The 14,781-nt window shown below is 54.5% G+C and carries 11 protein-coding genes; 6 read left to right on the forward strand and 5 right to left on the reverse strand.

Annotation, left to right across the window (positions count from 1 at the left end; all coding sequences use genetic code 11):
* Positions 1 to 114 precede the first annotated feature (114 nt).
* The 5 genes from JQU52_RS00310 to ccoN form a co-directional block, all read right to left on the reverse strand.
* Positions 115 to 1,926, reverse strand: coding sequence for a Na/Pi cotransporter family protein (locus JQU52_RS00310; protein WP_230339225.1), 1,812 nt, complete (start codon positions 1,924 to 1,926; stop codon positions 115 to 117).
* 340 nt (positions 1,927 to 2,266) lie between these two features.
* Positions 2,267 to 3,613, reverse strand: a complete 1,347-nt coding sequence (gene ccoP / locus JQU52_RS00315; RefSeq protein ID WP_230339226.1) for a cytochrome-c oxidase, cbb3-type subunit III — start codon at positions 3,611 to 3,613, stop codon at positions 2,267 to 2,269.
* Between the two features lie 28 nt (positions 3,614 to 3,641).
* The gene (locus JQU52_RS00320) at positions 3,642 to 3,815 is read right to left on the reverse strand and encodes a CcoQ/FixQ family Cbb3-type cytochrome c oxidase assembly chaperone (RefSeq protein ID WP_230339227.1); all 174 of its coding nucleotides are present in this window, start codon (positions 3,813 to 3,815) and stop codon (positions 3,642 to 3,644) included.
* A gap of 5 nt (positions 3,816 to 3,820) precedes the next feature.
* Complete coding sequence (gene ccoO / locus JQU52_RS00325; RefSeq protein WP_230339228.1) at positions 3,821 to 4,432, reverse strand: cytochrome-c oxidase, cbb3-type subunit II; 612 nt, start codon at positions 4,430 to 4,432, stop codon at positions 3,821 to 3,823.
* Between the two features lie 18 nt (positions 4,433 to 4,450).
* Positions 4,451 to 5,890, reverse strand: a complete 1,440-nt coding sequence (gene ccoN, locus JQU52_RS00330; RefSeq protein WP_230339229.1) for a cytochrome-c oxidase, cbb3-type subunit I — start codon at positions 5,888 to 5,890, stop codon at positions 4,451 to 4,453.
* A 327-nt stretch (positions 5,891 to 6,217) separates the two neighbouring features.
* Here ccoN and JQU52_RS00335 point away from each other — a divergent pair, with 327 nt between their 5' ends.
* The 6 genes from JQU52_RS00335 (at position 6,218) to JQU52_RS00360 (ending at position 14,769) form a co-directional block, all read left to right on the forward strand.
* Positions 6,218 to 7,978, forward strand: coding sequence for a M61 family metallopeptidase (locus tag JQU52_RS00335; protein ID WP_230339230.1), 1,761 nt, complete (start codon positions 6,218 to 6,220; stop codon positions 7,976 to 7,978).
* Positions 7,979 to 7,999: 21 nt separating this feature from the next.
* Positions 8,000 to 8,422 carry a TIGR01244 family sulfur transferase gene (locus JQU52_RS00340; RefSeq protein ID WP_230339231.1) on the forward strand — a complete coding sequence of 141 codons (423 nt, stop codon included), beginning with the start codon at positions 8,000 to 8,002 and terminating at the stop codon, positions 8,420 to 8,422.
* 259 nt (positions 8,423 to 8,681) lie between these two features.
* The gene (locus JQU52_RS00345) at positions 8,682 to 9,665 is read left to right on the forward strand and encodes a hypothetical protein (protein ID WP_230339232.1); all 984 of its coding nucleotides are present in this window, start codon (positions 8,682 to 8,684) and stop codon (positions 9,663 to 9,665) included.
* A gap of 5 nt (positions 9,666 to 9,670) precedes the next feature.
* A complete protein-coding gene (gene recJ / locus JQU52_RS00350; protein WP_230340614.1) occupies positions 9,671 to 11,380 on the forward strand; it encodes a single-stranded-DNA-specific exonuclease RecJ in 1,710 nt (569 codons plus the stop codon).
* 423 nt (positions 11,381 to 11,803) lie between these two features.
* Positions 11,804 to 13,480, forward strand: a complete 1,677-nt coding sequence (pilB, locus tag JQU52_RS00355; RefSeq protein WP_230339233.1) for a type IV-A pilus assembly ATPase PilB — start codon at positions 11,804 to 11,806, stop codon at positions 13,478 to 13,480.
* Positions 13,481 to 13,539: 59 nt separating this feature from the next.
* The gene (locus JQU52_RS00360) at positions 13,540 to 14,769 is read left to right on the forward strand and encodes a type II secretion system F family protein (protein WP_230339234.1); all 1,230 of its coding nucleotides are present in this window, start codon (positions 13,540 to 13,542) and stop codon (positions 14,767 to 14,769) included.
* The last annotated feature ends 12 nt before the right edge of the window (positions 14,770 to 14,781 follow it).

The following is a 14,781-nucleotide window of genomic DNA, read 5'->3' on the forward strand; positions in this document are numbered from 1 at the left end:
AATCAATCATACAAGGCGGAAACTGATTTATTCGCTGCTGTAACACCCGAGTAAATCGTTCTGTTTGAGCTAAGGCGAGCCAACGCCGTGGGATTATTTAGTTTCTTTGCTATATCAATCCTCATCTGGCTTTAGCACCGGTTCCTGCCCCTTCAACATCGCCCGATATTCGCAGGCGGAAGGCAATACTTCCAGCAGGCTCAAGCCGATGCGGTAGGCATAGTTGATGTCGTTCATGAGCGAGCTGGTTTGCCAGCCGTCGATTTGCTGCTCGCGCAGTTGCGCCATCACATCATCGCGAAAACCATTGTTCAGGGTTTCCACTTGGCGGCTTAAGGCTTCGGTATATTGGGCGCAATCGCCATACTCCGCTGCCACCGGCTGGCTGGCTTGGCGGAACAACCATAAAAGCTGAAACAAATATTGGCGCAAGCGGGTGTAGTAAGCGTGTGCCGCCGTGTCGGGCTGTTGCAGGAAATGCTGCATGTTTTTTTGCAGATGCTTGCTGTCTTTCACCGCATTCACCAATTGCAGCGCCGTCATTTGTGCTTGCAGCAAGCGCTGTTGCTGCGGCTGCTCGGTGATGTCGCTCTGGCCGATAAAGTCGAGCAGCTCACTATACAGGGGCTTGATGTGCTGCTCATACAAAGGCTGCGCATCCAGCTCTAAAGGTGGAGAAGCGGCAGGTAGGTTTTCTTCCAGCACAGGCTGATACAGCTGCTGCGCCGGAATAAATAAGGCATGGCACATCACTTCCAAGCTCAAATCACCCAAATGGTGCACCTCTTGGAAAATGGCACGCAAAGCGGTGTCGCCCGAGCGCAGCATATTGGGCGACAAATGTCGGGCAAGGCTTTTGCCTGCGGCATTGGCCGCCACCGCGGGCAGCAACTCGGCTTGTTCACGTTCAGGCAGCCAGCGTTGCAGTAAGGCCGCCAGCCGGGTTTGCAGCCGCCAAAACACCGCCAGCCCCAATAAGTTAAACAGGGTGTGAAACAGCGCCAATTGCAATAAGCCGTTTTGCCCCAGCCCCACCACTTCGGCCACGTTTTTCACCAGGCTCACCAAAGGCAGCCACAGCAATAAGGCCAGCACGGCGGTAACCACGTTAAACAGCAAATGTGCCAATGCCAGCCTTTGGCCGTTGCGCTCGCTGCCAAGCATCCCCACCAACGCAGTGGAAATACTACTGCCCACATTGGAGCCAATGGCAATTGCAAACGCCTGCTCAACGCCGATTTGCCCGCCTGCTAAGGCAGCCAAGGTTAAAATCAACGTAGCATGGGTGGATTGCAACACAATGGTGAGCAACAGGCCGATACCGCAAAACACCGCCACTTCGGCAGCGCCGCTGATGTTGATGGCGGCGAAATCCACCCCCGAGCCCATATCGTGAAAGCCGTTTTTAATCGCATCAATGCCGATAAAAATCAGCGCAATGCCAATCAACACTCGCCCAAAAGCATGCGCCTTGCCTTTGAAAAAGCTCATTAAAATGCCGAACACCAACATCGGCAAGGCCACCGGTGCCAAGCTAATGTTTTGCCCGGCCAGCGCCAGTAGCCAAATGCCGCTGGTGGCACCCAAATTGGTGCCCAAAATCACCGCAATACCACCGGCCAGTTGAATCAAGCCGGTGCTTAAAAACGCAATGGTAAGCAAAGACACCAGCGTGGTGGATTGCAGCACAAAGGTAGCACCCATACCAAACAACAGGCCTTTGGCCGGGGTGGCGGTGCTGCGGGCAAGCAAACGCTCCAAGGTGCCGCCCGCGGCCTTATGCAAACCTTCTTCGATGCATTGCATGCCAAACAAAAACAAGGCCAAGCCATAGCACAATTGCAGCCACGCCGGGCTGTGCCAAAAACTGTATGCCAGCGCCAGCAATACGACGCACAGTAATAAAGGTTTGATTCGGGTTTTCACGGCCACACTTTCATGCACTTACACGTGATGTAGATTTAAGAAATAAGCAGCCATTGTAGCGGTGTTTTACATTGTCATAAAGTTGTCATACCAATTCTAAAAATAACATAATAAGGCGGAACTGATTTTTGTTGGTACTTTAGCACCTTATAAAATCGTTCGCTTTGCACTAAGGCGAGCCAACACCGTAGGATTATTTAGCTTCTTTGCTATAGGTTATTTTTTAGGATTGGTGTCACAATCCAATAGCGGGTTGTCCCATACTTCAGGCTGCCTGAAAGCCCCAGCCATAAAAAACCCCGCTTAGCAGCGGGGTTTTGCAGTTTACAGTCTAACCAGATTATTTCAATACCACTTCCACACGGCGGGCTTCGGCATTATTGCCCTTGCCTTCGGTAGAAGCCGGTTTTTCCAGCTGGATTTTATCGGCAGGAGCGCCCAAGGCCACCAGTGCGTCTTTCACTTTCTGTGCACGGTTTTTGGCCAGCTCGGCATTTTGCGCCGCATTGCCGGTGCTGTCGTGGAAACCGGAAATCACCACGCTTTTGCCTTCTTTGGCACCGGCCACAATGGCAGCCAGCTGGTCGTTGGTGTTGGCGGCCACATCAGCCTTACCGCTGGCAAAGTACACTTTAACCACGCCGTTTTCCACCACGGTTTTGGCACTGTCGTCAACAACAGCGGCAGATGCAGCAACCGGTGCCGATGCCGCCGCAGGTGCGGATGCCGCAGCGGGTTTAGCCGCTTCAGTCGGTGCAGCGCCATCCTTGTTCGACAAGCCCCACACATAAGCGGTCATGATGTGCAGTTTGTCTTTATCAAGGAAGTGACCCCATGCCGGCATCTGGTTGTGTCGGCCACTGGTGATGGTTTCGATAATGGCTTTTTCACTACCGCCCCACAGCCACACATCATCCGTCAGGTTCGGACCCAAGCCTTTAATGCCTTTGCCATCCGGGCCATGACAAGCGAAGCAGTTGGCCGGGCCGCCATGAAACAGGGCATTGCCGCGTTTGGCGCGATCGGCATCATGCTGCTTGCCGGATAAAGACATTACATAGTTGGCCACGTCTTTTACCCGCTCTTCACCCAATGCCGGCCCCCAAGGCGCCATCACGGCCACACGGCCTTTTTCAATGGTTTCTTGAATTTCAGCCGGTGTACCGCCCCACAGCCAATCGTGGTCGGTCAAGTTGGGGAAGCCTTTGCTGCCTTTGGCATCGGAGCCGTGACACTGAATACAATAGGTGTCGAACATGTTTTTACCGATACGCTGGGCTTGCGGGTCTGCGGCTACCTGCTCAATCGGCATTTGGCCAAATTTGGCATACAAGGGGCCGTATTTGTCGTTGGCGGCAGCCACTTCTTTTTCGTATTGGTTGGTACTGGTCCAGTTTAATACGCCTTTGTAGTCGCCAATGCCGGGGTACATCACCAGATAGCCCACACCGAAAATGGTGGTCAGCACAAACAGGTAAAACCACCAACGCGGCAACGGGTTATTGTATTCCTCAATGCCGTCCCAAGCGTGACCCATGGTTTCTACTTCACCATCGGCACCCCGTTTGGGCGTTTTGGTTTTGTTTTGGGAAATCAGCAACCAAGCCAAACCCAAAAAACTGAGCAGGACGATGGCCGCAATGTATATATTCCAGAAATTACTGGTAAATTGGGATGTTGTGTTCATTATTTTGCTCCGTGGTCACGGGTAACCCTTATCCGCGCGTGTTCGACGTGTCGTCCGGGGTATCGGGATCGTCAATGATGCGTTGCGCCTGCTCGGGGTAGGTTTTTTTGGCTTTACGGCCATAGGCATAGAGCAAAATCAGCATAAACGCCAGAAAACAGCCTACGGTATAGAGCACACGCGCCAGATTCAAATCACCCATGATGGTTACCTTACGTTTTTCAGTGCCAAGCCTAAGCCTTGCAGGTAAGCGATTACCGCTTCCAATTCAGACTTGCCGTCCACGTCTTTGGGCGCATTGGCAATTTCTTCGTCGGTATACGGCACGCCCACGGTACGCAGCGCGGTCATGTGTTTCTGAATGGTGGCACCGTCAACGGTGTTGCGCGCCAACCACGGGAAAGCAGGCATATTGGACTCAGGCACCACGTCACGCGGGTTGAGCAAGTGGATGCGGTGCCATTCGTCTGAATAGCGGCCGCCCACGCGCGCCAAATCCGGGCCGGTACGTTTAGAGCCCCATTGGAACGGGTGGTCGTATACCGACTCACCGCCCACGGAGTAGTGGCCGTAGCGCTCAGTTTCGGCGCGGAAGGGACGAATCATTTGCGAGTGGCAGTTGTAGCAGCCTTCGCGAATGTAGATGTCACGTCCGGCCACTTGCAAGGCGGTATAGGGTTTTACCCCGGGTGCCGGTTCGGTTACCGATTTTTGGCCGAACAGCGGCACCACTTCAATCAAAAGACCCACGCTGATGACCAAAAGCGTAAAGACAATCAGGTAGCCCACTTTTTCTTCAACAAGTTTCTGGAGACTCATAATTCTGTCTTTCTTTCATTAGTGGTGCTGGGTTTGCGAAACCGCCGGAATTTCGGCATCCACGGCTTTGCCTGCAGCAATGGTACGGTACACGTTGTACGCCATCAGTAGCATGCCGACCAGATACAGCAGCCCACCTAAGAAGCGGATTTGATAGAAAATCATGCTTTGTTTCACTGACTCAACAAAAGAATAGGTCAAGGTGCCGTCGTCGTTCAGCGCACCCCACATCAGGCCTTGCATCACACCGGAAATCCACATAGAAGAGATGTAGAGCACGATGCCGATGGTGGCAATCCAGAAATGCGCTTCAATCAATTTAATCGAGTACATTTCTTTGCGGCCGAACAGGCGCGGAATCAGGTAGTAAATAGAACCGATGGTGATGAAACCCACCCAACCCAACGCACCGGAGTGAACGTGGCCTACGGTCCAGTCGGTGTAGTGGCTCAAGGCATTCACCGATTTGATTGACATCATCGGGCCTTCAAAGGTAGACATACCGTAGAAAGACAACGACACCACCAAGAATTTCAGAATCGGGTCGGTGCGCAGTTTATGCCAAGCGCCAGACAAGGTCATGATGCCGTTAATCATACCGCCCCAAGAAGGCGCAAACAGAATCAGCGAGAACACCATGCCCAAAGACTGAGTCCAGTCCGGCAGCGCGGTGTAGTGCAGATGGTGCGGGCCTGCCCACATATAGGTGAAAATCAACGCCCAGAAGTGCACCACTGACAAACGGTAAGAATACACCGGGCGGCCGGCTTGCTTGGGCACAAAGTAGTACATCATCCCCAAGAAGGCAGCAGTAAGGAAAAAGCCCACCGCATTATGGCCGTACCACCATTGCACCATGGCATCGATGGCACCGGAGTAAATCGGATAGGAAACGGTGGCGCTGGCCGGTACTGCCAAGCTGTTGACAATGTGCAGCAAAGCCACTGCCAAGATAAAAGCGCCATAAAACCAGTTCGCCACATAAATATGCTTGATTTTACGGGTGGCGATGGTGCCGAAGAACACAATCGCGTAGGCCACCCACACCAAGGTAATCAAGATATCAATCGGCCAAATCAATTCGGCGTATTCCTTGCCTTGGGTCAGCCCCAATGGCAGCGTAATCGCCGCCAGCACAATGACCAGCTGCCAGCCCCAAAAGGTGAAAGCCGGCAAAATATTGCCACCAAACAGGCGTACATTACAGGTGCGTTGCACGATGTAGTAAGAGGTAGCGAACAAACCGCAGCCGCCAAAGGCAAAAATCACTGCATTGGTATGCAGCGGGCGCAAGCGGCCGAAGTGAAACCACGGGCCGATGTCGGTCAGGTTCATGATATTGGGGGCAAACAACTGGGCGGCGATAATCACCCCCACCAACATGCCCACAATACCCCAAACTACAGTCATGACGGCAAATTGCCGCACCACTTTGTAGTTATAAGTTTGCGTTTCCATGAAGACTCTCCATTCAAAATGGCTTGGATATTTTGGCGCCGCTTGAAAACCAATGCAAAACAAGGCATTGATATAAGCGGCATTTTCTAAACACAACGCCTTAACCATGAGTTTACAAAAGTATGAGGCGTTTTAACCCGGCTATTCTAATGCAAATCCCCCCTGCTCACCAGACAATCCCTCAAGAGCCTGCCTTTATTTACACAGAGAATCCATTGCCAATAACGGATTTTTGTAAGAATATCGGTTTTACCGCTGCGGTGATTTGACGCACATCAATCGCGCTTGATTCTGCCCAACATAACTTAACAATTATTAAAGATAACCATGCTGCATTACCACATCAGCCCCTACTCCCTAGAACAACACCTTTGGCAAGTGCGCTTGTGTTTCCGGCAAACCGACACCGAAACCATCTCCTTCAGCCTGCCCAACTGGGTGCCCGGCAGCTATATGATTCGGGAATTCGCCCGCCACATCGTGGCCATCGAAGCACGAGGCAACGGCCGGCCCGCCCAACTGACCCAGAACGACAAAAACACCTGGCAACTGACCGCCACCCCGGGGGAATGGACAATCGAATACCGCGTGTATGCCTTTGATTTATCGGTACGCGGCGCGTGGCTCACGCGCGAACGCGGCTTTTTCGACGGTGCTTGCGTGTTTTTGCGCCACCATCAGCGCCAACACGAACCTTGCACCCTGCATATCGACAACCTACCCGGCGATTGGGACATCGCCACCAGTATGAACACAGGCGATGCCAAATATACTTTTCAGGCAGCCTCTTATGCCGATTTGATTGACCACCCGGTGGAAACCGGCACTCTGATGCGGCTGCCGTTCAGCGCGGGCGGCATTGAGCACGAAATCGTGATTAGCGGCCACAGCGGCGGTTTTGATGCCGCGCGCCTGCAACACGACGTGGCCAAAATTTGTGCCGCCCAACTGGCTTTTTTCCCCGCCCCCGCGCCTTTTCAGCGCTATGTATTCCTGTTGCATGTAGGCGACAACATCTACGGCGGGCTGGAACACCGCAGCAGCACCGCGCTGTTGGCCGACCGCCACAGCCTGCCCCGCGCAAACGGCAGCAGCGATGCCTATATCGGTCTATTGGGTTTGTTCAGCCACGAGTATTTCCACGCTTGGAATATTAAATCCATCAAACCGCAAGCCTTTGCCGAAAGCGACTTAAACCACGAAGCCTACAGCGAGCAGCTATGGGCTTTTGAAGGCATCACCTCGTATTACGACGACCTGTTTTTGGTGCGCAGCGGCGTGATTAGCGCAACGCAGTATTTGCGGCTATTGGCGCAAAACCTCACCCGCGTGCAACAAAGCGGCGGGCGGCAAGTGCAAACCTTGGCCGAAGCCAGCTTCAATGCTTGGACCAAATACTACAAACAAAATGAAAACAGCCCCAACGCCTTAGTCAGCTACTACCAGCAAGGTGCGCTGATGGCGCTGTGCCTAGACAGCCATATCCGCCAACACAGCGGCGGGCGCCACAGCCTCGACAGCATCATGCAAGCCCTGTATGCCGACTACACCGCCAATGGCCAAGCACTGGCCGAAGGCGAATGGCAACAACGCGCCCAAACCTTAAGCGGCATTGATTTGGCCGATTTCTTTCAGGCAGCCTTATACACCACCGCCCCCTTACCACTGGCAAAATCCCTGCAACACTTGGGCGTGGATTTGCAATGGCAAGCCTTGCCGCGCAGCCACGGCGGCGATGTGGTAGACACTTGGCCGCCCGAGCCCGCTGCCAGCACCGACTTTGGCGCCCGCTTCAGCCCGCACCCTTACGGTATCAAGTTGACTCATGTGCTCAACGGCGGCAGCGCCGAGGCCGCCGGGCTGTGCGCCGGCGATGAAATCATAGCCCTGAACCAATTGGCCTGCCGCGATTTTGCCGCCGCTTGGGCGAGGTTGGCCGTGGGTGAGCGCATCAGCGTACATTATTTCCGCCACGGCCTGCTGCAACAAACCATGCTTACCGTACAAGCCGCCGACACCGACACCGCCCTGCTGCGCATCCGCGATGCCGATACACTGCAACACTGGCTAAACCCCACCACACCTTAACTCTTAACCCAAGGCCAAACCATGTACCCCTTAACCGACAAACTCTACGTTAGCGCCCAAGTTAGCCCCGCCGACATCGCCGAAGCCGCCGCATTGGGCATCAACACCCTTATCGGCAACCGCCCCGACGGCGAAGAGCCGCAACAGCCCAACTGGGCAACTGTGGCCGCGTGGGCAGCCGCAGCGGGCATTGAACACCAAATCCACCAGCCCGTTACCGCCCCCACCCTCAACAGCCACGATGCCGAACGCTTCGCTACCGCCGTGGCCGCCGCCGATGCACCGGTGCTGGCCTACTGCCGCACCGCCACCCGCTGCTGCCTCTTGTGGGCGCTAGATGCGGTGGCACACGGCACAAGCGTAAACGAGGCCATTCAACACGCCGCCCGTGCCGGTGTGGACTTAAGCGGCCAGGCCGCACGCTTACAAGCTGCAGCCCGTTAAGCATCACCACCTTAAAAGGCTACCTGAAACTTATACCAATTCGAAAAAATAACCTAACTGCGTTGGCTCGTCTTGCCGTACTACTTGTACTGTCTGCGACTCGCCGCCTTGTTATCTTATTTTTTCGAATTGGTATTACCTTGATTCACGCCGATATCAAGCTTCAGGCAGCCTTTTTAAGTTAAACAAACCCTTATCACTACACCCACCCCATAAAAGCTATAATGCTTTCTTTTGCCCTGTCTGTTTATACTGCACAATGCAACAGCTCACCCTTGCCCTGCCCGATTTAGTCTGGCCGCATCCTCAAGCCGCACTGCCTGCGCTACACACCCCCGGCCTTAACCGCCTGCTGCATTGGGGGCGCAGCCAAAGCCAAGCAGCAGCCGCCAACAGCACGTTTTTTGGCCGTTTTTTATGGCAAGGCTCCTTATTAAAACAAGGCTTGCAAACACTGGGGCTGCCTGAAAGCCAAGCCGCATTTTGGTGCAGCCCGATGCATCAACACATCGGCATGCACAGCGCGCAAATCATCAGCGGCAATACCTTGGCGATTCAAGCCGATGAAGCTGCCGCTTGGTGTGCGCAGCTGAGCCGTTTTTTTGCCGACCAATATTGGCATTTTTATCCCTACCGCGCGGATTTATGGCTGGTAAGCTGCCCGCAGCCGCCACAATGGCAAGCTGCACCGATACTGGATTTAAACCGCCACCTCGATGCCGCCAACAAACCCAGCGGCAATGGCGCCAACACTTTATTACAAGCGCAAACCGAAATACAAATGCTGTTACACAGCCACGCCTTAAACCACGCCCGTCAACAACACGGCCGCCCGCCGGTAAATGGCGTGTGGTGCTGGCGTGATGCGCCCGGCGAGGCCGACCCGCACACCTTGCTGCTCACCGATTCCGGCTGGGCGCAAAACAGCCTGCCCTTGCGCCACACACTACCGCCCAACTGGGCTGAGCTGCAAAACCAATACACCGCTTCAGGCAGCCCCATGCACACAGTCATGTTTGACGACAGCCTGATGTTGCCGGTGGCACAAGGCGACGGCCACACCTATGCCGCGCAACTGCAAGACTGGGATCAACGCTGGTTTACGCCCGCACACCACGCCTTGGCTTCAGGCAGCCTCAAACAACTGTGCATCAGCAGCCAACACGCCAGCCTGTGGGTGCGCAAACCGGCTCTGCCGCCGTTTTGGCGTCGCCAGCCGGTGTTTCAGGGAGCTTGGTTATGAGTCATATGAGCGCCAAAATCCGCATCCGCCAAGCCGACCACCATGCCTACCAAACGCTGTTGGCCGCCGGCACCGACCCCTTACTGGCGCGCTTATGTGCCGCCCGCAATGTCAAAACCGCCGCCGAATTGGGCGATAAGCTCACGCAACTGCTGCCCTACGGTGATTTAAAAAACATCACCGCCGCCACCGAGCGTCTGACGCTTGCCATTGCCCGCCAAGAGCGCATTTTGATTGTGGCCGACTACGATGCCGACGGCGCCACCGCCTGCGCCGTGGCGATGATTGGCTTGGCGCGCATGGGCGCCCAAGTGGATTTTCTGGTGCCCAACCGCTTCGAACACGGCTACGGCCTCACCCCGCAATTGGCCGAAATGGCCGCCGAGCGCCAAGCGCAGTTCATCATGACTGTAGACAACGGCATTGCCAGCGTGGCCGGGGTGGCACACGCCCAAGCCTTAGGGCTGGACGTATTGATTACCGACCACCACCTGCCCGGCGACACCCTGCCCAACTGTATTATCGTCAACCCCAACCAGCCCGGCTGCGGCTTTGCCGCCAAATCACTGGCCGGCGTGGGCGTGGTGTTTTATGTATTGATGGCCTTGCGTGCGCACTTGCGCCAACAGCAGCATTTCCACGCAAGGCTGCCTGAACCCAATTTGGCCGAGCTACTGGACTTGGTGGCGCTGGGCACCGTGGCCGATGTGGTGAGCTTGGATCACAACAACCGCATCTTGGTGGCGCAAGGCATCAAACGCATGCGTGCCGGGCTGATGCGCCCCGGCATCCGCGCCTTGTTCGATATAGCCAAGCGCGATTGGCGTAAGGCACAGCCGTTTGACTTGGGCTTTGCCATCGGCCCGCGCATCAACGCCGCGGGGCGCCTAGACGACATGAGCTTGGGCATCGCCTGCTTATTGGCTGCGGATGATGCCAGCGCCCAAGCACTGGCCGCACAGCTCGACGCCTTAAACCGCGAGCGCCGCCAAATCGAGCACAGCATGCTCGATGAAGCCTTGGCCGGGCTGGACAACATCAACGCCAACCAGTTCAGTGTAGTAGCCTATCGCGATGATTGGCACCAAGGCGTGGTGGGCATTGTGGCCAGCCGCCTGCGCGAGCGCTTCCACCGCCCGGTGATTGTGTTCGCCCCCGCCGACAACGGCGAAATCCGCGGCTCCGGCCGCTCCATCGCGGCGCTACACCTGCGCGACGCACTGGATTTGGTGAGCAAACGCGAGCCGGATTTAATCCTCAAATTCGGCGGCCACGCCATGGCGGCCGGTTTAAGCATCGCCGAAGCCAAGCTGCCCCGTTTTCAGGCAGCCTTTGAAGCCGTGGTGGCCGAATGGCTAAATAGCGACGACTTAAACCAATGCTATATCACCGACGGCGTGCTCGACACCGAACAATTGTGCTTGAATCAAGCACAACAACTGGCCGCCCAAGTATGGGGCCAAGGCTTTACCCCGCCCAGCTTTACCGACGAATTCACCGTAGTGTGGCAAAAACCGGTGGGTACCCAACACCTGAAAGCCGGTTTGTGTAAAAACGGCCACATCGTGGAAGCCCTGTTTTTCCGCTGCACCGACACCCTGCCACCCACCATCCGCACCGTTTACCGCCCCGTGGCCAACGAATGGCGCAACCAAATCGAATTGCAGCTGTATATCGATTATTGGGAAGCCGGTGACGTGCAGCCAGCCAGCTAAAAACCAACCCATCCACAGGCTGCCTGTTTTGATACCTCATCCAGTGCAAAATCGCCACAGCCCATTTTCAGGCAGCCTGCGCATCAGCCGTTTAATTAAAATTAAACAAATCAACCAAACACGCATGGCTGCGGTATGCACTTAAAACCACACAACTTCCACGCCATCTTTCTCAAGTAGGCTGCCTGAAAAGCAAATTTACTTTATAATCCGTTAAAACAGCGTTAATCAACACCACAAAATGGCCATAGCAGGTATAAAAGCCGCAACATTTAAGCCATATTTGCATATTATCGCAACGCATAAAATCGGCAACGGCAGTGTTAATGTTTGCCGTGAATCAAAATTAAGGGGCAGCGGCATATGCCCATCATTTTGAATTATTAAATTAACCCCAGTATTTTCCATCACGAGCACAGCCCCATGAGCATCGGTTTATTACGCGTTTTGTACCAGCATAAAATCATCGGCTCCGACCAAGTCGATAAATACCGCGAAGCGTTGGACAAAAAGCAGAATATCGTACCCTTATTGTTTGAATCGGGCGTGATTAAAGCTGACGGCCTGGCCAAACTGCTGTCGCAAACCTTCCGTTTTCCCCTGCTGGATTTAAATGAATACAACAGCAGCCTGATGGTGGCCGGGGTATTCAGTGATAAGCAAATCGAAGCCCATCGCTGCATTCCTTTATTTCAACGCGGGCGGCGGCTGTTTCTGGCGGTGTCCGACCCCACCCAGATTCAAACCTACCAACAAATGGCCGCCAGCCTCAACCTCACTGTTGATTTGGTGGTGGTGCGCGATGACCAGCTCAACAGCCTTATGGAAGGCATCGCCCAAAAATCTTCCACCTTGCTTGATGAAATCAGCAGCGAAATCAGCGGCGGCGGTGAAAGCAAAACCGTTACCGTGGGCGACGATGAAGCCGAAGACGGCCCGGTGGCACGCTTTATCTACAAAATTTTGAGCGACGCACTGGCCGCCGGCGCCTCCGACATCCATTTTGAATTTTACGAAGAAAGTGCACGGGTACGCTTCCGTGTTGACGGACAATTGCGCGAAGTGGTGCGCCCGCCGCTGAACATCCGCAACCAGCTGGCTTCACGCATCAAAGTGATGGCCAAAATGGATATTTCTGAAAAACGCATTCCCCAAGACGGCCGTATCCAATTGGTATTCCAAAAAGGTGTTAAGGCCATTGACTTTCGCGTCAGCACCCTGCCCACGCTGTTTGGCGAAAAAATCGTGATGCGGATTTTGAATTCCGATGCCTCCACGCTGAACATTGACCAACTGGGCTTTGAAGACTTCCAAAAACAACTGATTCTGGAGGCCATCCACCGCCCCTACGGCATGGTGTTGGTCACCGGCCCCACTGGTTCGGGCAAAACCGTATCGCTTTATACCTGCCTGAATATCCTCAATACCGACGGCGTGAATATCTCCACCGCCGAAGACCCGGCCGAGATTAACCTGCCCGGCATCAACCAAGTGAATGTAAACGACAAACAGGGGCTGACCTTTGCCGCTGCACTCAAGTCGTTTCTACGCCAAGATCCGGATATCATCATGGTGGGCGAGATCCGCGACCTAGAAACCGCCGACATCGCCATTAAAGCCGCCCAAACCGGCCACATGGTATTCTCCACCCTGCACACCAACAATGCCCCGGCCACCTTGTCGCGGATGTTGAATATGGGTGTGGCACCGTTTAATATTGCCAGCTCGGTGAACCTGATTATGGCGCAACGCTTGGTGCGCCGCCTGTGTTCATGCAAAGCACCAATGGAGCGCCCGCCAACACCGGCGCTAAAAAAAGCCGGTTTCACCGATGAAGATTTGGCCAAAGAATGGACCATGTACCGCCCAGTGGGCTGCGACCGCTGCCGCGGCAAAGGCTATAAAGGCCGTGCCGGTGTGTACGAAGTGATGCCGGTAAGCGACAATATGCAACGCATCATCATGAACAACGGCAATGAAGTGGACATCAGCAGCCAAGCCTATAAAGAAGGCATGGTCGATTTGCGTCGCGCCGGTTTATTAAAAGTGATGCAGGGCGCCACCTCGCTGGAAGAAATCTTGGCGCACACCAACGATTAAACCTTTATTTTTTATTTTTGCGGGCAAACAAGCTTTAAAACAACAGCATAGGGAACAGCATGAGCACCAAAAACAAAAGCACCCCCAAACAAACCGGTAAGCGCTTTAGTTTTGAGGGAAAAAACCTGAGTACCGAGCAAATTGTGCGCGGCGAAGTGGTGGCCAAAGACGAGGCCGAAGCGCGTGCGAAATTGTCGCGCCGCCAAATCAAGGTGATTCAAATCACCAAAATGAAGGTCAGCCGCCAAAAACGCATCACCCAGGCCGACATCACCGTGTTTACCCGCCAACTGGCCACCATGATGAAGGCCGGTTTGCCCTTGATGCAGGCGTTTGATATTGTGGCCAAAGGGCACGCCAATGCCTCGATGACCAAGCTGCTGATGGACATCCGCGGCGACATCGAGCAAGGTACCTCTATGGCCGATGCCTTTGCCAAACACCCCAAGTATTTCGACCGCTTTTACAGCAATCTGGTGCGTGCCGGCGAAGCAGGCGGCGTACTGGAAAGCTTGCTGGACAAGCTGGCCACCTACAAAGAAAAAACCCAAGCCATTAAGAAAAAAGTGAAAAGTGCACTCACCTATCCGGCAGCCGTAGTGGTGGTGGCGATTGCGCTGGTGATTGTGATGATGATGTTTGTACTGCCCGAGTTTGGCAAGGTGTATGACGGCATGGGGGTGGCCTTGCCGGCACTCACTCAGTTTATGATGAATATTTCCGACTTTTTCGTGGCCTACGGCTGGCTGGTGATTATCGGCCTAATCGGTGCAGTGGTGGGCTTTTACCAATGGCTGCAACGCTCGCCCAAGCTGCAAAAACGGGTGGATGCCCTATTGCTGAAAATGCCGATTTTCGGCGGCATTGTACGCAAGGCCACCATTGCACGCTGGGCGCGCACCACCTCTACATTGTTTGCCGCCGGGGTGCCGCTGGTGGAAGTGCTGGATTCGGTGGCCGGCGCTTCTGGCAATATTATTTACGAAGAAGCCACCCAGGAAATCCGCAGCAAGGTTAACCAAGGTATTTCGCTGACATCCGGTATGGTGGCCACCGATTTGTTTCCCAATATGATGGTGCAGATGGCCTCCATCGGCGAAGAGTCGGGCGCGCTGGACGATATGCTGAATAAGGCGGCCGAATTTTATGAAGACGAGGTGGACAATGCGGTGTCGCAGCTGTCTTCACTGATGGAACCCATCATTATGGTGGTATTGGGCGGTATTATCGGCGTAATTTTGGTGGCCATGTACTTGCCGCTATTCAACTTGGGCAATGTGGTCGGCTAGGCTGCCTGAAAC

The organism is Paralysiella testudinis (genome assembly GCF_016894345.1).
Lineage (GTDB): Bacteria > Pseudomonadota > Gammaproteobacteria > Burkholderiales > Neisseriaceae > Paralysiella > Paralysiella testudinis.

Bases quoted from the DNA above. Each gene is read 5' to 3' on its own strand.
- ccoN (WP_230339229.1), bottom strand. From the start codon at position 5,890: ATGGAAACGCAAACTTATAACTACAAAGTGGTGCGGCAATTTGCCGTC.
- JQU52_RS00340 (WP_230339231.1), top strand. From the start codon at position 8,000: ATGTACCCCTTAACCGACAAACTCTACGTTAGCGCCCAAGTTAGCCCC.
- ccoP (WP_230339226.1), bottom strand. From the start codon at position 3,613: ATGAACACAACATCCCAATTTACCAGTAATTTCTGGAATATATACATT.
- JQU52_RS00320 (WP_230339227.1), bottom strand. From the start codon at position 3,815: ATGGGTGATTTGAATCTGGCGCGTGTGCTCTATACCGTAGGCTGTTTT.
- pilB (WP_230339233.1), top strand. From the start codon at position 11,804: ATGAGCATCGGTTTATTACGCGTTTTGTACCAGCATAAAATCATCGGC.
- JQU52_RS00335 (WP_230339230.1), top strand. From the start codon at position 6,218: ATGCTGCATTACCACATCAGCCCCTACTCCCTAGAACAACACCTTTGG.
- JQU52_RS00360 (WP_230339234.1), top strand. From the start codon at position 13,540: ATGAGCACCAAAAACAAAAGCACCCCCAAACAAACCGGTAAGCGCTTT.
- recJ (WP_230340614.1), top strand. From the start codon at position 9,671: ATGAGCGCCAAAATCCGCATCCGCCAAGCCGACCACCATGCCTACCAA.
- ccoO (WP_230339228.1), bottom strand. From the start codon at position 4,432: ATGAGTCTCCAGAAACTTGTTGAAGAAAAAGTGGGCTACCTGATTGTC.
- JQU52_RS00345 (WP_230339232.1), top strand. From the start codon at position 8,682: ATGCAACAGCTCACCCTTGCCCTGCCCGATTTAGTCTGGCCGCATCCT.